The 21,953-nt window shown below is 69.4% G+C and carries 20 protein-coding genes and 1 tRNA gene; 15 read left to right on the forward strand and 6 right to left on the reverse strand.

Annotated features, from left to right (window positions below; all coding sequences use genetic code 11):
- Nucleotides 1-15 precede the first annotated feature (15 nt).
- Nucleotides 16-981, forward strand: a complete 966-nt coding sequence (locus ACZ48Z_RS13690; protein ID WP_468736332.1) for a helix-turn-helix transcriptional regulator — start codon at nucleotides 16-18, stop codon at nucleotides 979-981.
- A 576-nt stretch (nucleotides 982-1,557) separates the two neighbouring features.
- Here the strand turns inward: ACZ48Z_RS13690 and ACZ48Z_RS13695 are convergent.
- A complete protein-coding gene (locus tag ACZ48Z_RS13695) occupies nucleotides 1,558-2,556 on the reverse strand; it encodes a sigma-70 family RNA polymerase sigma factor (protein WP_468736022.1) in 999 nt (332 codons plus the stop codon).
- 192 nt (nucleotides 2,557-2,748) lie between these two features.
- On the opposite strand from ACZ48Z_RS13695, the gene ACZ48Z_RS13700 reads away from it, so the two are divergent.
- Complete coding sequence (locus tag ACZ48Z_RS13700; protein ID WP_468736023.1) at nucleotides 2,749-3,279, forward strand: GNAT family N-acetyltransferase; 531 nt, start codon at nucleotides 2,749-2,751, stop codon at nucleotides 3,277-3,279.
- 16 nt (nucleotides 3,280-3,295) lie between these two features.
- Here the strand turns inward: ACZ48Z_RS13700 and ACZ48Z_RS13705 are convergent, their stop codons facing one another.
- Nucleotides 3,296-4,087, reverse strand: coding sequence for a dioxygenase family protein (locus ACZ48Z_RS13705; protein WP_468736024.1), 792 nt, complete (start codon nucleotides 4,085-4,087; stop codon nucleotides 3,296-3,298).
- A 117-nt stretch (nucleotides 4,088-4,204) separates the two neighbouring features.
- On the opposite strand from ACZ48Z_RS13705, the gene ACZ48Z_RS13710 reads away from it, so the two are divergent.
- Nucleotides 4,205-4,714 carry a MarR family winged helix-turn-helix transcriptional regulator gene (locus tag ACZ48Z_RS13710; RefSeq protein WP_468736025.1) on the forward strand — a complete coding sequence of 170 codons (510 nt, stop codon included), beginning with the start codon at nucleotides 4,205-4,207 and terminating at the stop codon, nucleotides 4,712-4,714.
- Between the two features lie 107 nt (nucleotides 4,715-4,821).
- Here the strand turns inward: ACZ48Z_RS13710 and ACZ48Z_RS13715 are convergent, their stop codons facing one another.
- Nucleotides 4,822-6,363: an MFS transporter gene (locus ACZ48Z_RS13715; protein WP_468736026.1), complete on the reverse strand. Its 1,542-nt coding sequence runs from the start codon at nucleotides 6,361-6,363 to the stop codon at nucleotides 4,822-4,824.
- Between the two features lie 119 nt (nucleotides 6,364-6,482).
- A complete protein-coding gene (locus ACZ48Z_RS13720; protein ID WP_468736027.1) occupies nucleotides 6,483-7,121 on the reverse strand; it encodes a TetR/AcrR family transcriptional regulator in 639 nt (212 codons plus the stop codon).
- A gap of 269 nt (nucleotides 7,122-7,390) precedes the next feature.
- On the opposite strand from ACZ48Z_RS13720, the gene ACZ48Z_RS13725 reads away from it, so the two are divergent.
- The 4 genes from ACZ48Z_RS13725 to ACZ48Z_RS13740 all read left to right on the forward strand — a co-directional run bounded on the left by ACZ48Z_RS13725 (nucleotide 7,391) and on the right by ACZ48Z_RS13740 (nucleotide 11,709).
- Nucleotides 7,391-8,671 (forward strand): M6 family metalloprotease domain-containing protein, encoded by a 1,281-nt coding sequence (locus ACZ48Z_RS13725; RefSeq protein ID WP_468736028.1) that lies wholly within the window; start codon nucleotides 7,391-7,393, stop codon nucleotides 8,669-8,671.
- 228 nt (nucleotides 8,672-8,899) lie between these two features.
- The gene (locus tag ACZ48Z_RS13730; RefSeq protein ID WP_468736029.1) at nucleotides 8,900-10,486 is read left to right on the forward strand and encodes an IclR family transcriptional regulator domain-containing protein; all 1,587 of its coding nucleotides are present in this window, start codon (nucleotides 8,900-8,902) and stop codon (nucleotides 10,484-10,486) included.
- Between the two features lie 120 nt (nucleotides 10,487-10,606).
- A complete protein-coding gene (locus ACZ48Z_RS13735; protein WP_468736333.1) occupies nucleotides 10,607-11,674 on the forward strand; it encodes a polysaccharide deacetylase family protein in 1,068 nt (355 codons plus the stop codon).
- A tRNA-Arg gene (locus ACZ48Z_RS13740) sits at nucleotides 11,637-11,709 on the forward strand. The genes ACZ48Z_RS13735 and ACZ48Z_RS13740 overlap by 38 nt, the downstream gene beginning before the upstream one ends.
- 563 nt (nucleotides 11,710-12,272) lie before the next feature.
- Here the strand turns inward: ACZ48Z_RS13740 and ACZ48Z_RS13745 are convergent.
- Nucleotides 12,273-12,683 (reverse strand): VOC family protein, encoded by a 411-nt coding sequence (locus ACZ48Z_RS13745; protein WP_468736030.1) that lies wholly within the window; start codon nucleotides 12,681-12,683, stop codon nucleotides 12,273-12,275.
- Nucleotides 12,684-13,326: 643 nt separating this feature from the next.
- Between ACZ48Z_RS13745 and ACZ48Z_RS13750 the strand changes: the two genes are divergently transcribed.
- Entirely contained in the window at nucleotides 13,327-13,893 is a 567-nt protein-coding gene (locus ACZ48Z_RS13750; RefSeq protein ID WP_468736031.1) for a Uma2 family endonuclease, read from the forward strand.
- Nucleotides 13,894-14,145: 252 nt separating this feature from the next.
- On the opposite strand, the gene ACZ48Z_RS13755 is transcribed toward ACZ48Z_RS13750, so the two are convergent.
- On the reverse strand, nucleotides 14,146-15,168 hold the full coding sequence (locus ACZ48Z_RS13755) for a DNA-directed RNA polymerase subunit alpha (RefSeq protein WP_468736032.1): 1,023 nt from the start codon (nucleotides 15,166-15,168) through the stop codon (nucleotides 14,146-14,148).
- A gap of 288 nt (nucleotides 15,169-15,456) precedes the next feature.
- Here ACZ48Z_RS13755 and ACZ48Z_RS13760 point away from each other — a divergent pair, with 288 nt between their 5' ends.
- The 7 genes from ACZ48Z_RS13760 to ACZ48Z_RS13790 all read left to right on the forward strand — a co-directional run bounded on the left by ACZ48Z_RS13760 (nucleotide 15,457) and on the right by ACZ48Z_RS13790 (nucleotide 21,919).
- Entirely contained in the window at nucleotides 15,457-15,708 is a 252-nt protein-coding gene (locus ACZ48Z_RS13760; RefSeq protein ID WP_468736033.1) for a hypothetical protein, read from the forward strand.
- Between the two features lie 11 nt (nucleotides 15,709-15,719).
- A complete protein-coding gene (locus tag ACZ48Z_RS13765; RefSeq protein WP_468736034.1) occupies nucleotides 15,720-16,916 on the forward strand; it encodes a flotillin family protein in 1,197 nt (398 codons plus the stop codon).
- Nucleotides 16,917-17,769: 853 nt separating this feature from the next.
- Entirely contained in the window at nucleotides 17,770-18,105 is a 336-nt protein-coding gene (locus tag ACZ48Z_RS13770) for a MerR family transcriptional regulator (RefSeq protein ID WP_468736035.1), read from the forward strand.
- A gap of 224 nt (nucleotides 18,106-18,329) precedes the next feature.
- Nucleotides 18,330-19,115 carry a PAQR family membrane homeostasis protein TrhA gene (trhA, locus tag ACZ48Z_RS13775; RefSeq protein ID WP_468736036.1) on the forward strand — a complete coding sequence of 262 codons (786 nt, stop codon included), beginning with the start codon at nucleotides 18,330-18,332 and terminating at the stop codon, nucleotides 19,113-19,115.
- A 324-nt stretch (nucleotides 19,116-19,439) separates the two neighbouring features.
- A complete protein-coding gene (locus ACZ48Z_RS13780; RefSeq protein WP_384125656.1) occupies nucleotides 19,440-19,643 on the forward strand; it encodes a cold-shock protein in 204 nt (67 codons plus the stop codon).
- Between the two features lie 285 nt (nucleotides 19,644-19,928).
- Nucleotides 19,929-21,461: a DEAD/DEAH box helicase gene (locus ACZ48Z_RS13785; protein ID WP_468736037.1), complete on the forward strand. Its 1,533-nt coding sequence runs from the start codon at nucleotides 19,929-19,931 to the stop codon at nucleotides 21,459-21,461.
- Between the two features lie 53 nt (nucleotides 21,462-21,514).
- Nucleotides 21,515-21,919 carry a CBS domain-containing protein gene (locus ACZ48Z_RS13790; protein WP_468736038.1) on the forward strand — a complete coding sequence of 135 codons (405 nt, stop codon included), beginning with the start codon at nucleotides 21,515-21,517 and terminating at the stop codon, nucleotides 21,917-21,919.
- Nucleotides 21,920-21,953 lie beyond the last annotated feature (34 nt).

A 21,953-nucleotide genomic window follows, 5' to 3' on the forward strand; every position in this document is an offset into this window, starting at 1 on the left:
GGCATCCTCGAACTCATGACGACGGACACCCCGGCACGGCTCCTGACGCTCCTCTCCCTCCTCCAGACGCCCCGCGAATGGCCCGGCGGCGAGCTCGCCGACCGCCTCCAGGTCTCCCGCCGCACGGTCCGCCGGGACATCGACCGGCTGCGCGAACTGGGTTACCCCGTCCAGGCGACCAAGGGTTCGGACGGCGGCTACCGGCTCGTCGCGGGCAAGGCGATGCCCCCGCTCGTCCTCGACGACGAAGAGGCCGTGGCCATCGCGGTCGGGCTGCGGGCGGGGGCGGGGCACGCGGTCGAGGGCATGGACGAGGCGTCCGTACGGGCGCTGGCGAAACTGGAGCAGGTCCTGCCCTCCCGGCTGCGGCACCGGGTGTCCACCCTCCAGGCCGCGACGACGCCGCTGCTCAGCGGGGACGGGGCGAGCATCGCGACCGAGACGCTGACCGTGATGGCGTCCACGGTGGCCGGGCACGAGCGGCTCCGGTTCGGCTACCGGGCGCGCGACGGCGCCGAGTCCCGACGCGTGGTGGAGCCGTACCGGCTGGTCTCCACCGGGCAGCGGTGGTACCTCGTCGCCTACGACCTCGACCGCGGCGACTGGCGGACCTTCCGGGTCGACCGGGTGAACGACCCCTTCGCCACCGGCGCGCGGTTCGCTCCGCGGGAGCTGCCGACGGGGAGTGCGGCGGAGTATCTGCGGCAGTCGATGCACCGGCGGCAGGAGACATACGAGATCGTCGTGACGTTCGAGGCCGATGCGACGGTGGTGGGTGCGCGGGTGCCGGCGTGGATGGGGGTGCCGGAGTCCCTCGGGGAGGGGCGGTGCCGGTTGCGGGCGACTGTGGGGGACGCGGTGGAGTGGATGGCCGTGCGGTTGGCCATGACGGGGGTGGAGTTCACCGTGCGGGAGCCTGCGGCGCTTGTGGCGGCTGTACGGGAGTTGGGTGGGCGGATGCTGCGGTCTGCGGGTGCGTGAGGTTGTGCGGGCCGTTCGGCGACTGCCGGCCGGTGGGGGCTTGTCGCGCAGTTCCCCGCGCCCCTGAGGGGAGTTGGGCGGCTGGCCGGCCGGTGGGGGCCGGTCGCGCAGTTCCCCGCGCCCCTGGAGGGAGTTGGGCGACTGCCGGCCGGTAGGGGCTGGTCGCGCAGTTCCCCGCGCCAGCGGAGGGAGTTGGTGGCGGTCGGAATCCGATGGGGTGTCAGTGTCCGTGGGGGCCGGGGCGGGTTTCGTCGTGCTCGGATTGATGGGGCGATGTGACAGAATCTGGCGTCCGGCAGGGCACCCCGTGGTTCAGGTACGGGGTGACCTGCCGTTCGTCGTATGAGTCGGACCCCGGCGCCCAGGGGGGGGTGGGGCGCCGAGGTCCGGCTCGGGGAGAGTCCCGGCGCGGGGGGGGGGATGCGTCGGGACTTGGTTCAGGCGGGTCCTGAGGCTGGCCTCCGGGATCCGAACACCTGGACCCTGAAGTCTTGTGCCCCGGGTCCAGGGGGTTGAAGCGGCGGAGTACAGCCATGTTTGCGCGGTCTTTCGCCACCCGGCGTACGCGGGGCAGGTTCAGGCCGCCGCGTCGAACCCGGTGTCGCGCGCCAGCTTCTTCAGCTCCAGCAGGGCGTGCTTCTCGATCTGCCGGATCCGCTCACGCGTGAGGCCGTGTTCCTTGCCGACCTCGGTCAGCGTGCGCTCGCGGCCGTCGTCGATGCCGTACCGCATCTTGATGATGGAGGCCGTGCGCTGGTCGAGCCGCCCGATCAGGTCGTCCAGTTCCTCGCTGCGCAGCAGGGTCAGGACGGACTGCTCGGGGGAGACCGCCGAGGTGTCCTCAAGCAGGTCACCGAACTGCGTGTCGCCGTCGTCGTCGATCGACATGTTCAGGGAGACCGGGTCGCGGGCCCAGTCCAGGACGTCCGTCACGCGCGCCGCGTTGGACTCGAGCTCGGCGGCGATCTCCGCGGGCTCGGGGTCGCGGCCGTGCTCGCGGTTGAACTCGCGCTGCACGCGGCGGATGCGGCCCAGCTCCTCCACGAGGTGGACGGGCAGCCGGATGGTGCGGGACTGGTCGGCGATGGAGCGGGTGATGGCCTGACGGATCCACCAGGTCGCGTACGTCGAGAACTTGAAGCCCTTGCGGTAGTCGAACTTCTCGACCGCGCGCACCAGGCCCGCGTTCCCCTCCTGGATCAGGTCGAGGAGCGGCAGGCCGCTGCGGGGGTAGCGGCGGGCCACGGCGACGACCAGGCGGAGGTTGGAGCGGATGAACACGTCCTTGGCGCGCTCGCTCTCCTCCACCAGGGCCTCCAGCTCTTCGCGGCTGGCGTCGGCCTTGGCCTCCTCGAACCCGTCGAGGACCTGGCGGGCGAACACACCCGCCTCGATGATCTGGGACAGCTCGACTTCCTTGGCGGCGTCGAGCAGCGGTGTACGCGCGATCTCGTCGAGGTACATGCCGACCAGGTCGCGGTCGGCGATCTCGCCGCCATGGACGCGAACACTGCGTGCCGCGTCGGTAGACCCGCCGGTGGCGGACTTACGACGGGCGACGGCACGGGTTGCCATGCGTGCTCCCTTGCGATGGTGGTGGTCAGCGGGCGGTCCTTCGGACGCCGGCACCGTCTCCGGTTGCTTCCGGACTCTCCTCGGGTGCCCTGCATCCGATGGAAACAACGACTGGAAACCGGACAGAATTCCCGGCGCATGCCCTATTTTTCTGATCTTGCAGTACCCTGTCCCGCCACAGGGGGAGGTCCGATGTCGTCGGAACGTACAGAGGTGCAGGTCAGACCGGGAGTCGAGGCTGACCTCGCTGCCCTCACCGACATCTACAACCACTATGTACGTGAGACGCCCATCACATTCGATACGGCCCTCTTCACTCCGGAAGAGCGCCGCCCCTGGCTGCTCTCCCACCCTGAAGACGGCCCGTACCGTCTGATGGTTGCCACGGCCGCGGACCCGACAGGAACCTCACAGGAGATCCTCGGTTACGCCACGTCCAGCCCGTTCCGCGCCAAACCCGCGTACGCGACCTCGGTGGAGGTCACCGTCTACCTCGCCCCGCACGCGGGGGGCCGCGGGGTCGGCACACTCCTCTACAAGGCGCTGTTCGAGGCGCTCGCCGGGGAGGATCTGCACCGCGCCTACGCGGGCATCGCCCAGCCCAACGAAGCGTCCACGCGGCTGCATGGACGCTTCGGTTTCCGGCACGTCGGCACGTACCGGGAGGTGGGCAGGAAGTTCGGCCGGTACTGGGACGTGGCCTGGTACGAGAAGGACCTGTAGGCCCTCACGGAAAGGCTCAGCCGAACTGCACCGACCGCTTCGCCATCCCCAGCCAGAACCCGTCGATGACGGACTTCTGCGCGTCCAGCTCACCGGTCACGTCCGCCGCGCCCATCGTGACGAAGAGGGGCGCGAAGTGCTCGGTGCGCGGGTGGGCGTAGCGCCCGGCCGGGGCCTTGTGCAGGAAGTCCAGCAGGGAGTCCACATCACGCGCCTCCAGGGCCCGCCGGCCCCAGTCGTCGAACTCCGAGGACCAGGTGGGCACTCCGGGGCCGGTGTGCCGCAGGGCGGCGAGGTTGTGGGTGAAGAAGCCGGAGCCGACGATCAGGACGCCCTCGTCGCGCAGGGGGGCGAGCTTGCGGCCGATCTCCATGAGCCGGACCGGGTCGAGGGTCGGCATGGAGACCTGGAGGACCGGGATGTCGGCCTCGGGGAACATCTCGACCAGGGGGACGTAGGCGCCGTGGTCAAGTCCGCGGTCCGGGACGTCCTGCACGGGGATGCCGGGGGCGCGCAGCAACTTGCGTACGGACTCTGCGAGTTCGGGGGCGCCGGGAGCGTCGTACGTCACCTGGTAGTAGTGCTCGGGGAAGCCCCAGAAGTCGTAGACCAGCGGGACGGGCTGTACCGCGCCGAGGGCGAGGGGGGCCTCCTCCCAGTGGGCGGAGACCATGAGGATCGCCTTGGGGCGGGGCAGGTCCGCGGACCAGGCGGCGAGCTCGCCGGGCCAGATCGGGTCGTCGGCGAGCGGCGGGGCACCGTGGCTCAGATAGAGGGCGGGCATGCGCTCCTGCGTGTCGGCGGACATTGCGGGGACTCCTCCAGTGCTTCCGGCGCAGAGTGCTTCAAATTTAAAGCTTCTTCCGACATGACTGTACGCCTCATTTGTTTAAGCTTCAAGGAGAGAGCTCGTAGAGTGGGATACATGAACACGGCATCCGTCCCCGATGAGGAGCCCCGGTGGCTCGACGACGACGAGCAGCGCATCTGGCGCTCCTACGTGCACGCCACGACCCTCCTCGAGGATCACCTCGACCGCCAGCTCCAGCGTGACGCCGGCATGCCGCACATCTACTACGGGCTGCTCGTCGCCCTCGTCGACGCGCCGCAACGGCGGCTGCGGATGACCGAGCTGGCCATGAAGGCGAAGATCACCCGGTCCCGGCTCTCGCACGCCATCGCCCGTCTGGAGCGCAACGGCTGGGTGCGCCGGGAGGACTGCACGGACGACAAGCGCGGCCAGTTCGCGGTGCTCACCGACCCGGGCCTGGACATGCTGCGAGGCGCCGCGCCGGGCCACGTGCGGGCCGTACGCAACGCCGTCTTCGACCGGCTGTCCCCGGAACAGCAGAAGTCCCTCGGCGAGATCATGCAGATTGTCGCCGAGGGACTCCAGCCGAACGAAGCGGGTGCGGACCTGCCCTGGCTCCGCTGAGCCGCTCACTCAGCGAAGCCGGGACAGATCCTGGAGCGTACGTACGGGGCGTCCCCATCCCCGTACGTACGTGGTGGTTCCCGAAGGGGTACGGCGTACGGCCGCCGTCAGTGGGCGACGACCGGGATCGCCAGCTCCTCCTCGGCGCCCTCCCCGGATCCGGTCACGGTGGTCGTGTCCGGACGGCCGGCGTTGACGAGGACCGAGACGATGACCGAGGCGAGCACCAGCATGCCGACGGCGAACCAGATCGCGTTGGTGTAGCCGTGCACCTGGCCCTCCAGCTGGACCAGCTGCTGCTGCGAGCGGGAGCTCGCGGAGCCGATGTGGTCCTTGATGTACGAGGTCGTGGCCGACGCGGCGATCGTGTTCAGCAGGGCCGTGCCGATCGCGCCGCCCACCTGCTGCGAGGTGTTGACCATCGCGGAGGCGACACCGGCGTCCCGGGGCTCGACGCCCAGGGTGGCCAGGGACATGGCCGGCATGAACGCCGTACCCATGCCGAGACCGAGCAGCAGCATGGCGGGCAGGATCGTCGAGGCGTACGACGAGCCGATCTCCAGCTGCGTCATCAGCAGCATGCCGACCGCGGCGACCAGGAAGCCGGGGCCCATCAGCAGGCGGGCCGGCAGGCGGGTCATCAGGCGGGTGCCGATCTGGGTCGAGCCGACCATCATGCCGACGATCATCGGCATGAAGGCGAAGCCGGTCTTGATCGGCGAGAAGCCCTTCACGATCTGCAGGTAGTAGGTGAGGAACAGGAAGGTGCCGAACATCGCGATGATCGCGATGCCGAGCGAGAGGTAGATCCCGCCGCGGTTGCGGTCGGTGACCACGCGCAGCGGCAGCAGCGGGGCCTTGACCTTGGCCTCGGTGATGACGAAGCCGATGAGCAGGACCGCCGAGGCGACGAACATGCCGACGGTCAGGGAGTCGCCCCAGCCGTTGGACTCGGCGCGGGTGAAGCCGTAGACCAGCGCGACCAGGCCGAGCGTGGAGAGCAGGACGCCGGGGATGTCGAGCGGGTTGCGGTTGCGGCCGCCCTCCGGCTCACGGATGACGAAGTACGCGCCGAGCGCGGCGACGATCGCGAACGGGATGTTCACGAAGAACGTCCAGCGCCAGTTCATGTACTCGGTCAGCACGCCGCCGAGGATGAAGCCGACGGCGCCGCCGCCACCGGCGATCGCGCCGTAGATGCCGAACGCCTTGGCGCGCTCCTTGGCGTCCGTGAACATCACGGCGAGCAGGGAGAGCGCGGCGGGCGCGAGCAGCGCGCCGAAGGCACCCTGGAGGGCGCGGGCGCCGAACATCATCGCTTCGTTGGTGGCCGCGCCGCCGATCGCGGAGGCGCCGGCGAAGCCGATCAGACCGACGACGAAGGCGCGCTTGCGTCCCCACAGGTCGGCGATGCGGCCGCCGAAGAGCAGGAGCCCACCGAAGGCGAGGGCGTAGGCCGTGACGACCCACTGCCGGTTGCCGTCGGATATGCCCAGGTCGGTCTGGGCGGACGGCAGCGCGATGTTCACGATGGTGGCGTCGAGGACGACCATCAGCTGGGCGAGCGCGATGAAGACCAGCGCCTTCCAGCGGTTGGCGTCACCGGACGGTGCCGGTGCGCCGATAGCCTTTGCGGCTGTTTCAGACATGGGGATACCCACTTCGGGACTTCGGAACGGAAAAAGAACGTGAAAGGGGACAGTCCGTCAGCACTGACGGCTGGTGAAAGACGTGACTAGAGACTGTTCTGGCGGTCTGAACTCATCGGTCAGGCCTGGCGGAGGTCCTCCAAGGTCAGCGCCGCGCCCGGGAGCACGGACGGGGCCGGGGCCCGCAGTCCGTCCAGGAACAGCTGAAGGTGGCGGTGCACGAACCCGTCGAGGGTGAGGCAGCCGGTGCCGGCCGGGGGCCGGGACAGCTGCGACACCGCGACCATCAGGTCGCCGACGCTCACGTCCGCACGGAGCTGACCGGCCGTCCTTGCCCGGTCCATGAGCTGCTCGACGAGCTGCTCGATCCGTTCGCGTGAGGCCACCAGATCGGGGTGGTACTGGTCGAAGGTGCTCTGGACCATCGGGCACAGCGCGCTGACCCGCTCGTCGGCGGAGGTGTGCACGAAGCGCTCCAGGGCACCGAAGGCGTCCCCGGTCTGCGCGAGTGCCAGCTCGGCCGCTTCGGACGTCCGGTCCAAAACGGAGCAGACGACATCGCGGACGAGCGCCTCGCGGTCGGGAAAGTTGCGGTACACCGTGGCGTTGCCGACGCCGGCCCTGCGAGCGATGTCGTCGAGCGGCACGTCGGGGCCGAACTCGGTGAACATCTCACGGGCGGCGGTGACGATCCGCTCCCGGTTGCGCAGCGCGTCGGCGCGGGGGGCCTTTCGCTGCACGGGGAGGGCGGTCTGCACGGTGTGCTCCTCGGTCGATTCCTCGGTTGACAGGGATCCGGGGAGTCAATCCCCGTTTCGCTCGGACACAGGTCTAAACGGGGAGACGCTCCCCGGTTATTTCGGGTTGAGGAGAAAACATGATGTGACCTGAGTCACAGCCAGTCAGGGACTCGGCGATACCCACGTTCGGTCTCCTCCAGCGCGCGTCCACCCCTCCCCCGGCAGAGGGTGATCGAAAAGGTGCAGCCTTTCCGACCAGCGGCTGCCGCGCTCCGAAGGGTGCCCGCATGCCGTGGACCAGCCGTCGCATACGCCCGCGCCGCGTCGCCGCCCTCGCGTCCGTGACCGCGCTGACCCTCGCCGTCAGCACCTCCGCCGGCACCGGGCACCTGATCGCGGGGACGCTGACCGCGGCCGGCCCGATCGCCCAGGCCCGCTCCGACACCCACGGCGCCTGTCTCATCAGCGGCGGCCCGGCCGTCCAGATGTCCGAGGGCCTGCCCACCCCCGGCGGCTACTCCCGCTCCACCGGCACCGTCCACGCCCTGACCCTGATGGTCGACTTCTCCGACGCGCCCGGCTCCGGCAGCGCCCTCGACCGTTTCCGCGAGTTCTTCCCGCAGACCCAGGAATGGTTCCGCACCGGTTCCTACGGCCGTCTCGACTACCGCCCCGAGACCCCGATCACCGACTGGCTGCGCATGCCGAGGTCCTTCAGGTCCTACGGCATAGAGCGCGGCGCCCCCTTCGACCCGGGCTACCGCCGCCTGGTCCAGGACATCGTGGCCACCGCCGACCCCCGGGTGGACTTCCGGTCCTACGACTTCGTCAACGTGCTGGTGACCCCCAACGCCGGGCCGTCCGCCCTCGACACGGTCCTGTCGGTGACCTTCGCCGGCAACACCGACGCCCCGGTCGCCGACGGCGTGCCCGTCGCCAACACCTCGTTCGTCTACTCCCGCCAGGACGACGGCTCCGGCTCCCTCCCGCAGACCGGCTACCGGGTCCTGCCCCACGAGAACGGCCACGTCTTCGGCCTGCCCGACCTCTACACCCAGGCCGGCGGGGGCGCGGTCGGCCACTGGGACATCATGAGCGAGGACTGGGGCGCCGACAACGACCTCCTCGGCTGGCACAAGTGGAAGCTGGGCTGGCTGGACGCGACGCAGGTCGACTGTGTGACGGAGCGCGGGACCGCGCAGTACACGCTGACCCCGCTGGCCCGGTCCGGCCCCGGCACGAAACTCCTCTTCGTCCCCATCGGCCGCCGCACCGGCTACGCCGTCGAACTGCGCACCCGCGAGGGCAACGACGCGACGGTGTGCCGGCCCGGGATCCTCGTCTACCGGGTCGACGCGGACGTGGACACCGGGCGGGGACCGGTACGGGTGTACGACTCACAGCGCGACAGCGGGGGATGCACACGCAGCCCCAACGTCCACGCGGAACTCTCGGACGCCCCGTTCACGGCCGGGGAGGAGTTCCGGGATCCCCGCACGGGCGTCCGGGTCCATGTCACGGGGGCGGACACGGACGGGAACTACCGGGTCTCGGTGACGCGGGGATAACGGCGGGCGCCGGGCCCCGGATCGGCATCGAGCACCGGGATAGCGGCGGGCACGGGGACAGGGGCGGTACCGGGTCGACCGTCGCGGGGGTGCGACGGCCGTGCGGTTACCGTAGGTGACGCGGGTCTGACCGCGGGTCGGACCGCACTGCACCGCACCGCCACCGGCGTGCCACGACCGGCGTTCGGATTACCGTAGGCGTGCCGCGACCGCCCTACCGGAGAACCGATGCCCGCTGAGACGACGCCTTCCCTGCCGGTACCGGAGTCCGCCGTGCCGGCCGAGGCGGTCGCGCCGCTGATCCGGGGGGTCAGGGTGCTGCGGGAACTGACGGATGCGGGCGGGACGCTGAGCCTGAGCGGTCTCGAACGGGCCACGGGCCTGGCACGTTCCACCGTCGACCGGATCACCTCGACGCTCGCGCGCCTGGGATACGTCCGCCTGGACGGCCGTGACGCGGTGATGACCCCCCGCCTCATGGAACTCGGCAACGCCTATCTCGCCGCCCTGCGCCTGCCCGCCCTGCTGTCCCCGGTGGCCGACGCCCTCGCCGACGAGCTGGACGAGTCGGTGTCCCTGGCGGTCGGTGACCGGGACGGCATCCGCTTCATCCACCAGGCGACCCGCCGCCGCGCGATGTCCCTCAGCTTCCGCATCGGCGACCTGCTCCCCGCCGAACGCACCGCGCCGGGGCCCCTGTTCGCGTCCGAGTGGACCGACGCCGACTGGCACGCCTGGCGCGAACGCCGGGCGGCGGACCAGGCCGACCGGGGCTTTCCGGCCGTACCGCCTCGGGAACTCCCCTGCGCGGACGGTGAGTTCGAGAGTGCCGCTGAGCAGTCGGGCCGGGACGGCTGGGCGCTGGACGACCAGTTGATCGAGCCGGGGCTTGTGGCGGTCTCCGTTCCGGTACGGGACCCGCGCACCGGCCGGATCGCCTGCGTGGCGAACGTCGTGAGCCACACCAGCCGGCACACGGCGACGGATCTGCGCGACACCCTGCTGCCGCGCCTGCGGGCGGCGGTGGCCGAGATGGAACGCGAGCTGGCCTCCGCCCCGCAGCCGGACCCGGGCCCGCCGCCCGCGAACCTCGTCTCCTGGATCGGCGCCTCCAAGCACGAACTGGGCCGGGACTTCATCGAGTCCCTCGCGCGCGGTCTGACGGTCCTGACGGCGTTCGGCGCGGGCCGGGCCGCGCTGACGCTGACGGACGTGGCGCGGGCGACGGGACTGGCGCGGGCGACGGCCCGCCGGGCCCTGATCACGTACGAACACCTCGGCCTGATCAGCCAGCAGCCGGAGTCCCGGACCTTCGGCCTCACCCCCCGGGTGCTGTCCCTGGGCTTCCCGCCCCTGTCCCGTACGTCCCTGCCGCGCATCGCGGCACCGCACCTGGCGGACCTGGCGGCGCGGGTCGGCGAGTCGACGGCGCTGGCGGTGCTGGTGTCCTCGGGGCCGGGCGCCGAGATCCAGTACACGGCACGGGCGGTGTCCCCACGGATCATGGGCGTGGACATCAGGGTGGGCACCCGGCTGCCGGCGGCGGCGACCTCCCTGGGCCGGGTCCTGCTGTCGGACACCCAGGACCACGCCCTGCTCGACGAGGACTGGGAGGACGGTCTGCGCACCCTCGCCGTGCCGCTCCACGACCGGACGGGCCGGGTGGTCGCCGCCGTGAACGTGGCCCTGCACGCGGCGGGCCGCACCCCGCGGGAATGCCTCGACGAACTCCTCCCCGAACTGCGCCTGACGGCGAGCCGCATCGAGACGGAACTCCGGACGGCGGGCCACTTCACGAAGGTCCCACTTCTCTGAGCCCGTCCGCTTCACCGACCCCGTCCCGCTTCTCCGACCCGGCGGCGTTTCTTTCCCGTTTTTCAGTGCCCGTGGCGGGCTACTGACCAATTCCCCACGGCCCGAGACTCGGTTCCGGCCGTGGGCACTCCCCCTCGTCGACGTGCCCAGGAAAAGGTCAAGTGCATCGCCCTGACCTTCGACGACGGCCCGTCCGCCGCGTACACCGCGCCCCTGCTGACGTACCTCGCGCAGTACGACGCGCGCGCCACGTTCTTCACGGTCGGGCAGAACGTCGTGGCCCACCCCGCCCTGGTGCGCGCCGAGGCCCGCGCGGGCAACGAGGTGGGCAACCACTCCTACAGCCACCCCGACCTCACCAAGCTCAGCCCGGAGCGGGCCGCCTACCAGCTGAACCGCACCAGTGCCGCCATCAAGGCCGCCACCGGCACGGCTCCCACCCTGTTCCGCCCGCCGTACGGCGCCATCAACAACACGGTCCGCCACGCCACCCGGCTCTCCCCGGTGCTGTGGACCCTGGACACCGAGGACTGGAAGTACCCGGACGCCTCGAAGGTCGCCCTGACCGTCATCGACAGGGTGCAGCGCAACGACGTCGTCCTCATGCACGACATCCACTCCACGTCGTGGCCGCCGTCCCCCAGATCCTGCGCACGCTCTCCGCCGAGGGCTACCACTTCGTCACCGTCAGCCACCTGCGCGCGACGATGTGACCTTGCGCGGTCGGACGGATCCTTGCGGCTCACCGAGACCTCCGGCCTGCCGCCTGGCGCAGCAGACTCGTTTCCTGGCCTGGCTGTCGCGGCCGCCGTAACCCGCTGCCATGGGGCAGGGCATGCTCGGGCAAGCGGCCGCAGTTGGCGGAGGCCGCGTCGAAGGTGCCTCGCCCTGGGACAACCAGGGCAAAGCTGCTCCACACTCCACTCCAAACTCCAACCGAACGCTGCCCGCCCGCCGCCTGTCCGCGCCTTATACCGATGCCGCTCGCCGGCGCGCATCCGCTACGCTGTTCCTGGTCGGTCGTTGGCGCACCGCGTTGTCTGTTCAAATAAGACTGCAGAGGCCGTCGCACCACGTCTGACCAGCGGGCTTGTGATCCTTACGGAAGATCCGTCTCCTGGATTTTCTCCAAGGCTGTCCACAAGCCCCCGCCTTCGTAGCTCAGGGGATAGAGCACCGCTCTCCTAAAGCGGGTGTCGCAGGTTCGAATCCTGCCGGGGGCACACGACTAAGGGCCAGTTCAGGGGCATGGTCCCCTCGAACTGGCCCTTTGCCATGATCACGGCTGTGCCACATACGTGCCAGAAATGCCACTACGATGCCACGTCGCCATTCCCCCGTTCCTTACGGATCATCAAGCCCCGGCTGCGCTCCGCTCCGCCAGGCGCGCTTCCCGGCTCTGGCTGCGCCAGCGCTCCTGCCTTCGGCCCGCTCAGCACTGCCTCCGCCGACGCGCGCCCACATGTGGATTGGGCCGAAAGCAATGAGTCGATCACTGCAAAGTGCGGCCGCCGGGTCAAGGCGATGCCTCCGGCGGGGGATCGGCCGGCACCGGGATGCAGGGGGCGCCGTTCGCGACTGCGGGTTCGTAGTGGTGTGCGCGGCCCATCCCGACCACCATCGACCCAGGCAGAGCCGAGCAGACGCAGCCCATGGCGTCCAGGTCGTTCGTACAGTGGCGCGCTCCACCTGGACGCCATGAATCACGCCCGCTCCACGGTGTGCGGGTCGACGGCGGACGGGATGAGAGCTGGGGAGAGTGGTGGGTGAGGAAGTGGGCGGCCGATTAGTCGCGGTTGGGCCAGATCGGGCCCTGGTCGGTCCAGATGACGCCCTTGTTGCGGCACAGGCAGAAGGGGTGGCCGATCGGGTCGGTGTAGACCTGCCAGCCGTATCCGTTGGGGCCGATGAAGTCCTGCCTTAGCGTCGCACCGAGGTCGAGGACGCGGCGCTGCTCGGACTCGAACTCGTCCACTTCGAAGTCGAGGTGGAACTGCTTGGGGTGCTCGCTGTCGGGCCACTGCGGAGCGCGGTAGTCGTTCACCCGGATGAATGCCAGCTCGATCTCGCCGAACTGGATGCTAGCCCAGTCCTCGGAGCTGCCTTCCTTGATCGGACGGCCCGTCACCTCGGAGTAGAAAGCCGCCAGCTTCATCGTGTCCGGGCAGTCGATAATGAAATCCGTGAGTCGCAGCATCCCGCGATCTTGGCATGAGCTCACACCTGACTTCGAGACAGGCCCAAAGGGCTGTGGATCAGAAGGTGCCCGTGCCACTCTCGTGCCAGAACGGACGGGGACTCACGGGAAACCGGGGACGAAGGCGCCGGCCGTCAGCCGAGCGAGGCCCCGCACCGGGGATGTCTGGGCCGTCCGAGAATACTCAGCAGTGGCCAAAGACGCCCAACGACGACCACCAGGCGCACGAGCCCACCGCCCCTGAACAGCGAAAAACGCAGATCATCAAGATCCCCGGCAAGACCCTGGGCGAGAAGAAGAGTCGATGCCCTCAACCAGCCGAAGAGGTGGCCGCCGGCACGCTGGCCCCTGAATGCGCATGCATGGACGGCCAAAGCGGCACGCTGCGGGCGGGTGGAGCCGCTCTAACATGAACGGCACCTGGCGCCCTCCCCCGCTCTCCGGGCCTCGGCGACGACGCCGTCGGTTTCACGCTCTCCGGGAACTGCTGCCCGAGAGCGTGAAACCGAGGAAGAAATGGAGGAGGCGCCGAGGCCCTCGATGCGCACAAGGAATGATTTGTCCGGCACTCCTGGGTCGCGCAGGGACAGTACGCTGATTTCAGCGGGATCAGGCCCGCCCGACGGGTGCCGGGAGGAGCGTCATGACTGCCGAGACGGTGGCCCCTGCGTGGATGCATGAGCAGATCACGGCGGAGCAATACGACTCCTGGTCCGAAGAGCAGTGTGCGGGGATCGAGATCGTGGACGGGATGGTCGTCGTGAGTCCCAGTGCGTCCAAGCGGCACAACCGCCTTGCCAGGATCCTGGCGAACGCTCTGGATTCCGCGGCTGGACCGGACTGGAACGCCGACACGGACTTCGATGTCCGCCTCCAGGACGTGCCACTCACCAACCGTCGCCCAGACGTCGTGGTCTATCGGGCGGACACCATCGACGTCGCACCCACTCGCCCCGAGCATGTTCTGTTGGTGGCCGAGGTTGTCTCGCCAGGGTCGGAGACCACTGACCGGATCGTGAAACTGGACCAGTACGCCAAAGCCGGTATCGCGTTCTACTGGCGGATCGAACAGGCTCCTACCGGCGTCCCACTGATCTACACCTACATCCTCGACCCGGCTACAAACAGTTACCGGATCGGCGACATGTTCACCGGTGTCGTGAAGGCTTGCGCTCCCTTCACCGTGGAGATCGACCTCGGCCAGCTGTGACGGATCGGCGCCCGGCGGGGAGGAAAGACCGGCCCGCCACGCGAAACCGACCAGCAAGTCATCGAGAAGCGAACAGCCCCCTCGGAGTGGTCTCCGAGGGGGCTGTTCGTACCGGGGATGGATGGCGCGCCCTCGCCCTCAGGCCTGGAAGGCCTGGAGGGCCAGGGCGTCTGCGTCTGTGCTGGTGAGGCCTCGTCGGACCCCAGCAGGCCTCAGCAGACCCCCGGCCCCCAGCGACCCGGTGTCAACCGATCAGTACTGCTCGGTCTCCACGAAACCCGCGTCCGCGTTGTCGTCGGCGCCGAAGGCGTCGGCGGCGGCCGTGGGGTCGAATCCGGGCGGGCTGTCCTTGAGGCCCAGGCCCAGGCCGGCCAGCTTCGCCTTGACCTCGTCGATGGACTTCGAACCGAAGTTACGGATGTCCAGGAGGTCGGCCTCGGAGCGCGAAAGGAGCTCACCCACCGAGTGGACGCCCTCACGCTTGAGGCAGTTGTAGGAGCGGACCGTGAGCTCCAGCTCCTCGATCGGCAGCGCGAGATCGGCGGCAAGGGCGGCGTCCGTGGGGGACGGGCCCATGTCGATGCCCTCGGCGTCGATGTTCAGCTCACGGGCGAGACCGAACAGCTCGACCAGCGTCTTACCGGCGGAGGCCATGGCGTCACGCGGACGCATCGCCTGCTTGGTCTCGACATCGACGATCAGCTTGTCGAAGTCGGTGCGCTGCTCGACACGCGTGGCCTCGACCTTGTACGTGACCTTGAGCACCGGGCTGTAGATGGAGTCGACCGGAATACGGCCGATCTCCTGGCCCACCTGCTTGTTCTGCACGGCGGAGACGTAACCGCGGCCACGCTCGACCGTCAGTTCCATCTCCAGCTTGCCCTTGCCGTTGAGCGTGGCAAGAACCAGGTCGGGGTTGTGGACCTCGACACCGGCCGGAGGCGCGATGTCGGCGGCGGTGACCAGACCCGGACCCTGCTTGCGCAGGTACATCACGACAGGCTCGTCGTGCTCCGAGGAGACGACCAGCTGCTTGATGTTGAGGATCAGGTCGGTGACGTCCTCCTTGACGCCCGGCACGGTGGTGAACTCGTGCAGGACACCGTCGATCCGGATGCTCGTGACAGCAGCACCGGGAATCGACGACAGGAGGGTACGGCGGAGGGAGTTGCCGAGGGTGTAACCGAAGCCCGGCTCCAGCGGCTCGATCACGAACCGGGAACGGAACTCGTCGACGACCTCTTCGGTCAAAGAGGGACGCTGAGCGATCAGCACGAGGTATTGCCCTTCAGTGTTTGGCGCCCGCTATGTGACGCCGTAGACACCACGAGGGTACGGGCGGTTCGACACCCGCCGAAGCCGAACCGCCCGACGTCCGCCCTGGCGCCGTCTCCGGAAGGCCGGTCACACCGCGCCCGCCCGTGGTCTCCGCGCGGCCCGGATGCCCTGCTGAGCGCGCATCCATCCCCCTTGGCGCGGACCGAATCCTCCTGCCCGTTGGGTCCCGGCCGGACTGGGACTATCGTCGGAATCACAGTGCCAGGGCGAGGAGGACGGCCGGTGATGCCGCAGGACGAGGCCGTGATCGGCTGCACGGGGAAGGTGCTCATCGGAACGCGCGGTTCCGCGGGCCCCGGTGAGATCCTGGTGCAGGTCAGAGGCGGCTCCGAGACGTTCCTCGCCTGGTCGGAAAGCCCCTTGTCGGCGGGCGCGACGGTGCTCGTGATCGAATCACGGGGATGCCGCGAGGTCGGCGTCATCGAGTGGGTGGATCCATTGGACGCGCTCGGCGATGACACCGCCGGCGCCGGCTGAGGAGTACAGGCATGTTCGGATACCGCGTCCCCGCCCCCGACGAGGCGATGTTGATCTCGGGAGGCAGGCGGGGACTGGGGGGCGCTCCGTTTCGAGTGGTGACGGGGCACGGCAAGTTCGTGCTCCCGGTCTTCCGCAAGGTCAGGTTCCTGACCCTGTCCATGTGCGAGTCCGAGGTCACCGAGACCTGTGTGACCAGGCAGGGCATCGCGTTGCACGTCCGCGCGGTCATCGCCTTCAAGGTCGGCAACGATCACGAGAGCATCATCAACGCGGGCCAGCGGTTCCTCTCCGACCAGGACCAGATGTCGGTGCTCACCGGCCGGATCTTCGCCGGCCATCTGCGGGCCATCATCGGCTCGATGACGGTCGAGGAGATCGTCACCGAGCGGCAGAAGCTGGCCGCGGAGGTCCTGGACACCTCGAAGACCGAGATGGCGAAGATCGGCCTGACCGTCGACTCCCTTCAGATCCAGTCGATCGACGACGGTGACACCGGCTACATCGACGCGATGTCCGCGCCGCACAAGGCGGCCATCCAGCGGCAGGCCCAGATCGCCCAGGCGCAGGCCACCCAGGCCTCGGTCGAGGCGGAGCAGGCGGCGGCCCGCAACCAGGCGGAGTACGCCCGGCAGACCGCCATCGTCAGGGCCGAGTACTCGGCCGAGGTGGACCGCGCCCAGGCGAAGGCCGCGCAGGCCGGGCCGCTGGCGCAGGCGGACGCCCAGCAGGAGGTGCTCGCCGCCCAGACGGAGCTGGCCCTGCGCCAGGCCAAGCTGCGCCAGCAGCAGCTGGTGGCCGAGATCGTGAAGCCCGCCGAGGCCGAGGCCGAGCGGATCAGGATCCTCGCGGCCGCCGAGGCGCAGCGGATGAAGATCCAGGCGGAGGCGGCGGCCTCGTACGACCGGGTCGCACTCGACCGGATGCTGATCGACCAGCTCCCGCAGATCGTCAAGGAGGCCGCGGGCGGCCTGGCGGGTGCCAACGTCAACGTCCTCAACGGCGCGGACGGGCTCGGCGAGATCGCCGCGGGCCTGGTGTCGCAGGGGCTGACGATCCTCGACTCGGTCCGGCAGAACCTGGGCGGACAGGACTCCGACGGCCACCGCCCAGACGGCCGCCCCGGGGCGAGCGAGGACAGCAGCCTGCTCCAACTGCCCTCCGGCAAGGAGCAGAAGCCGAAGAACGGCCGGGTGGACGTCGACTAGGGCGTCAACGGGCGTACTCGCGTGGGGAGTTCATCCAACGCCGTGGGCACGTACGGGCCTCTGGCGTTGCGGCCCGGCGTGCCCGGTCCCTCGCGGCGGCCCCTGCCCTGGTCGTGGTCGACCATCTCTCTCCCCGGAGTCCAGAAATCTATCCTGGCCGCAGTAGACATTGCGCGGTGATGTGGTTATGGTTTCTCTCGTAGCCGAGATCGAGCAAGGCCCGGCAGACACGAACTGCCGGGCAGAAGTACCAGTAGGTGCAGTTCGCAGGACGGTGCGGTGGTGGAGTTCCGAAGCCAGGGTTGATGCAGGACGGCGACGGGACTGACGACCGCACCGGGTGACCCGCAGTGATCAGGGGTCGCCAGGCAGTTCGGCAAGTGCAGTTCGCAGGACCAGCAGTGCTGTTCAGCGGTACCTCGGTAAAGGCGTCGGCTGCGGGCGCGCGTGCCGGGAGGTTCGGTAGTGGGGTTCCAAGCCGGAGCAGATGCAGGACGGGCGACGGGGCTGGCTGCCGAAGAGTGGCGCTGTGACAGGCCACCAGCAGTTCGCAACATCCGCAGTACGCAACACCAGCAGTATCAGTTCAGCCAGAGGGAAAGAACGGAGGATCCAGGCACCATCAGGATCGCCCGGGCGGACATCTTGGGCCCGGGTACCGCAGGACATCGATAGTGAGGTGGTCTCCGGTCGAGCAACCGCGATCCCCGCAGCCCCGACTGCTCTCAGGTCGGGCCCGCGGACACAGAAGGCCGGCGCAGTACCAGGGCCGGCAGATGGTGTAGCAGTTTCCTTCGGGGCCCTGGTGCCATTCGGCACCGGGGCCCCTCCACGCGTTCCACAGAGAGGTGCGATGACAGCAGACGACTCGTTCGGGCGTCTTGACGACGACGACTACCCCGCCTACACCATGGGCCGGGCCGCCGAGTTGCTCGGCACCACGCAGGGCTTCCTCCGGGCCATCGGCGAAGCCCGTCTCATCACGCCGCTCCGCTCCGCGGGCGGCCACCGCCGCTACTCCCGCTACCAGCTGCGCATCGCCGCCCGTGCCCGCGCGCTCGTCGACCAGGGCACCCCCATCGAGGCCGCCTGCCGCATCGTCATCCTCGAAGACCAGCTCGAGGAAGCTCAGCGCATCAACGCCGAATACCGCCGCGCCGCCGAGGCGTCCCGACCGCCCGCTGCGTGAGACCGCGCGCCGTCGCGCGTGGTCATGGGCCGGGAGTTCCCGTCGCGCACGCCTTCGCCCACGTCTTCGGCGTGGGCGTTCTGCTGCGCATGCCCGGGCGGTTTGCGGGGCAGATGTCCAGGCGTTCGTCGGACCGGCCTCTCGAAAGACCGTCCTGCACGGTCTCCTAGCATGAACACATGCCTGTAAGTGACACCCAGGAGTCCGAAGGAGGACGGGAAGCCATGTCCCGTGACGCAGCTGAGGTCGAGCGCGTGCACATCGCCTCGGAGCGTGGGGAGCACCACGACATCGGACAGCCCCGCGGACCACAGGACGACGACACGGGAGAGAACGTCCACACGGTCGCCGCTCTGGTCGAGCGGGCGGCCGACCTGGTGGAGCCGATCAAGCCGAGGCTGCGGGGCTGGCTCCATGCCGGCATGGTCCCCGCCGCGCTGATCGCAGGCATCGTGCTCATCTGTCTGGCTCCGACCCCGCAGGCGGCCCTGGCCTGTGCCGTGTACTCGGTCACCGCCTGGCTGCTGTTCGCGACGAGTGCCATCTACCACCGCGGCACCTGGGGGCCGCTGGGCGAGGCTCTTCTACGACGTCTCGACCACGCCAACATCTTCCTGATCATCGCCGGCACCTGCACCCCTCTGGCTGTGCTCCTCCTCCCGCCGGACCAGCGATCCGTGCTGCTGTGGATCGTGTGGACGGGCGCGGTGGCCGGCATCGCGTTCCGGGTCCTGTGGGTCGGCGCCCCGCGCTGGCTGTACACCCCGTGCTACCTGGCCCTGGGCTGGGCACCGGTGCGCTACCTGCCCGACTTCCTGCATGCGGGCGGGGTGGCCGTCCTCACCCTGGTCGTGGTCGGCGGCCTTCTCTACAGCGCGGGCGCGGTCGTCTACGCCCTCCAGCGGCCCGACCCCTCACCCCGGTGGTTCGGCTTCCACGAGGTGTTCCACGCGTTGACCGTGGCCGCCTTCGCCGCGCACTACATCGCCATTTCCCTGGCCACCTACTGAGCGGCGCACCGACCGCGCACTGACGCGCACACCGACCCGCACACCGACCGCCACCGGAATAAGCTCGCTCTTTTGAGCGCTTAACGGCGACTGCCCGCCCTGAAACGCTGCGCTCCGAGTGGGTCAATATCTATGGCCGCCACGTGAGAGTTTGACCCGTCGCGCGGAAAGTGTTTTTGCCGCAATCGGCTGGGTAAAGGCATTTACCGCCCCTGGGCCATCACCTCGTGCTACTGTCGATCTCAGTTGCAGTTGTGGTTCCCAAAAACTTACAAGCGCCTTCGCCTCGCGGGTCTCGGCGTACTGCCCAAGAGGAGATAAGACATGGCGTCAGGCACAGTGAAGTGGTTCAACGCGGCCAAGGGTTTCGGTTTCATCGAGCAGGACGGTGGGGGCGACGACGTGTTCGCCCACTTCTCGAACATCGCCGCCCAGGGCTTCCGCGAGCTGCTCGAAGGCCAGAAGGTCACCTTCGACATCGCGGCGGGCCAGAAAGGCCCGACGGCCGAGAACATCGTCCTCGCCTGACGCTGACGCGTACTTCGTAGCTGGGGCCCGCATCCCTCGGGGTGCGGGCCCCAGCTGCGGACATTTCCAGGGACACCCGCCTCGTCCGAGGCGCAACCGGCAGGAGTTCGGCGTCCGGGATTTCACGCCCTTATGGCACAAGAAATTCCGCCGATGCGACCCACGCCCGATCAACTGCACCCCCCAGATTTCTTTTCGTATTCCATTCGGTCCGTTCTTGAGATTCCCCGCGCTGCTTACGCTGCGGGAATTCCTTGATACGTGCCGTATCAAGGAAGGTTCTCCATGAACTCCGCACGTACGAATGACCGATCTTCCCGCCGCAACCGTGGCGACGGCGCCACCTTCGGCGCCGGTGCCGGTTCGAGCCGGGGCAGCCGCTTCGGATCGTCCGCCCCGAGCCGTTCCGGGGGTCCGAGCCGCTCGGGGGGTCCGAGCCGTTCCGGCGGCTACGGCCGACGGCCCGCCGCGGTCCAGGGCGAGTTCGCCCTGCCGGAGACGATCACTCCCGCACTGCCCGCGGTCGAGGCGTTCGCCGACCTGGACATGCCCCAGCAGCTGCTGGCCGCGCTGACCGCGCAAGGCGTGAGCGTCCCGTTCCCGATCCAGGGCGCGACCCTGCCCAACACCCTCGCGGGCCGCGACGCCCTGGGCCGCGGACGCACCGGCTCCGGCAAGACCCTCGCCTTCGGCCTGGCCCTGCTGGCCCGCACCGCCGGACAGCGCGCCGAGCCCCGCCAGCCGCTGGCCCTGGTCCTCGTGCCGACGCGTGAGCTGGCCCAGCAGGTGACCGACGCGCTCACCCCCTACGCCCGCTCGGTGCAGCTGCGGCTCGCCACGGTCGTCGGAGGAATGTCGATCAGCAGGCAGGCCAACGCGCTGCGCGCCGGAGCCGAGGTCGTCGTCGCCACGCCGGGCCGGCTCAAGGACCTCATCGACCGCGGTGACTGCCGGCTGAACCAGGTCGCGATCACCGTCCTCGACGAGGCGGACCAGATGGCCGACATGGGCTTCATGCCGCAGGTCACCGCGCTCCTGGACCAGGTCCGCCCCGAAGGCCAGCGGATGCTGTTCTCCGCCACCCTCGACCGCAACGTCGACCGCCTGGTCCGCCGCTACCTCACCGACCCGGTCGTGCACTCCGTCGACCCGTCCGCGGGTGCGGTCAGCACGATGGAGCACCACGTGCTGCACGTCCACGGCGCGGACAAGCACTGGACGACCACGCAGATCGCGGCGCGCGACGGCCGGGTGATCATGTTCCTGGACACCAAGCACGCCGTCGACCGGCTGACGCAGGACCTGCTGAACAGCGGTGTCCGGGCCGCCGCCCTGCACGGCGGCAAGTCGCAGCCGCAGCGCACCCGGACCCTGACCCAGTTCAAGACCGGGCACGTCACCGTGCTCGTGGCCACGAACGTCGCCGCCCGCGGCATCCACGTCGACAACCTCGACCTGGTCGTCAACGTCGACCCGCCGACCGACCACAAGGACTACCTGCACCGCGGCGGCCGTACCGCCCGCGCCGGCGAGTCCGGCCGGGTCGTCACCCTGGTCACCCCCAACCAGCGTCGCGACATGAGCCGCCTCATGAACACCGCCGGCATCGTGCCCGAGACCACCCAGGTCCGCACCGGCGATGAGGCGCTCGGCCGGATCACCGGTGCCCAGGCACCCTCCGGCATCCCGGTGACGATCACCGCGCCGGTCGCCGAGCGGCGTCAGCGCAGCACGACGTCGTCACGCGGCCGCCGCAGCCCCGCCTCGGCTGCCCGGCGCAGGACCGGGCGTCAGTCGTCGTTCAACCCGGCGGCGTAAAGCACTTCGTGTTCAGGTTGCGGAAACTGGCCCACCTCTGCAGGAGGCACGTTGTGACGATCGTTCAGATGGAGCTCCGCTCGACGGCTGCCGCCCCCGTACCCAGGACGGTGGCCGACGCCATGCAGACCGCCGGACCGCAGGTCTGTGACGACATGACCGTCGAGGTGGCCCTGTCCGTCATGGCGAGCGCCCGCACCGGGCACCTGATCGTCTGCGACAACGACGGCGTGTGCACCGGGCTTCTCACCCGGGCCCGGCTCACCGCGGTCCGCGACAGCACCTTGTACACGGACCGGGTCCAGCTGCGGGACATCCTCGTCGACCCGGGGCCCTTCGCCTCCCCCGTGACCACCATGGCCGAAGCCGAGCACACGATGCGTCACCGCCTGCTCGACGCCCTGCCCGTGGTCGACGAACACGGCAACGCCCTGGGTGTCCTCGCCCTGACCCGCTGAACCACCTCGACCGCGGCAGAACCGTCCCCTCGTT

Source organism: Streptomyces sp. NPDC031225, assembly GCF_055570355.1.

Bases quoted from the DNA above. Each gene is read 5' to 3' on its own strand.
- ACZ48Z_RS13760 (WP_468736033.1), top strand. From the start codon at position 15,457: ATGCCGCAGGACGAGGCCGTGATCGGCTGCACGGGGAAGGTGCTCATC.
- ACZ48Z_RS13695 (WP_468736022.1), bottom strand. From the start codon at position 2,556: ATGGCAACCCGTGCCGTCGCCCGTCGTAAGTCCGCCACCGGCGGGTCT.
- ACZ48Z_RS13750 (WP_468736031.1), top strand. From the start codon at position 13,327: ATGACTGCCGAGACGGTGGCCCCTGCGTGGATGCATGAGCAGATCACG.
- ACZ48Z_RS13690 (WP_468736332.1), top strand. From the start codon at position 16: ATGACGACGGACACCCCGGCACGGCTCCTGACGCTCCTCTCCCTCCTC.
- ACZ48Z_RS13725 (WP_468736028.1), top strand. From the start codon at position 7,391: ATGCCGTGGACCAGCCGTCGCATACGCCCGCGCCGCGTCGCCGCCCTC.
- ACZ48Z_RS13700 (WP_468736023.1), top strand. From the start codon at position 2,749: ATGTCGTCGGAACGTACAGAGGTGCAGGTCAGACCGGGAGTCGAGGCT.
- ACZ48Z_RS13770 (WP_468736035.1), top strand. From the start codon at position 17,770: ATGACAGCAGACGACTCGTTCGGGCGTCTTGACGACGACGACTACCCC.
- ACZ48Z_RS13785 (WP_468736037.1), top strand. From the start codon at position 19,929: ATGAACTCCGCACGTACGAATGACCGATCTTCCCGCCGCAACCGTGGC.
- trhA (WP_468736036.1), top strand. From the start codon at position 18,330: ATGTCCCGTGACGCAGCTGAGGTCGAGCGCGTGCACATCGCCTCGGAG.
- ACZ48Z_RS13780 (WP_384125656.1), top strand. From the start codon at position 19,440: ATGGCGTCAGGCACAGTGAAGTGGTTCAACGCGGCCAAGGGTTTCGGT.
- ACZ48Z_RS13715 (WP_468736026.1), bottom strand. From the start codon at position 6,363: ATGTCTGAAACAGCCGCAAAGGCTATCGGCGCACCGGCACCGTCCGGT.
- ACZ48Z_RS13710 (WP_468736025.1), top strand. From the start codon at position 4,205: ATGAACACGGCATCCGTCCCCGATGAGGAGCCCCGGTGGCTCGACGAC.
- ACZ48Z_RS13705 (WP_468736024.1), bottom strand. From the start codon at position 4,087: ATGTCCGCCGACACGCAGGAGCGCATGCCCGCCCTCTATCTGAGCCAC.
- ACZ48Z_RS13745 (WP_468736030.1), bottom strand. From the start codon at position 12,683: ATGCTGCGACTCACGGATTTCATTATCGACTGCCCGGACACGATGAAG.
- ACZ48Z_RS13730 (WP_468736029.1), top strand. From the start codon at position 8,900: ATGCCCGCTGAGACGACGCCTTCCCTGCCGGTACCGGAGTCCGCCGTG.
- ACZ48Z_RS13765 (WP_468736034.1), top strand. From the start codon at position 15,720: ATGTTCGGATACCGCGTCCCCGCCCCCGACGAGGCGATGTTGATCTCG.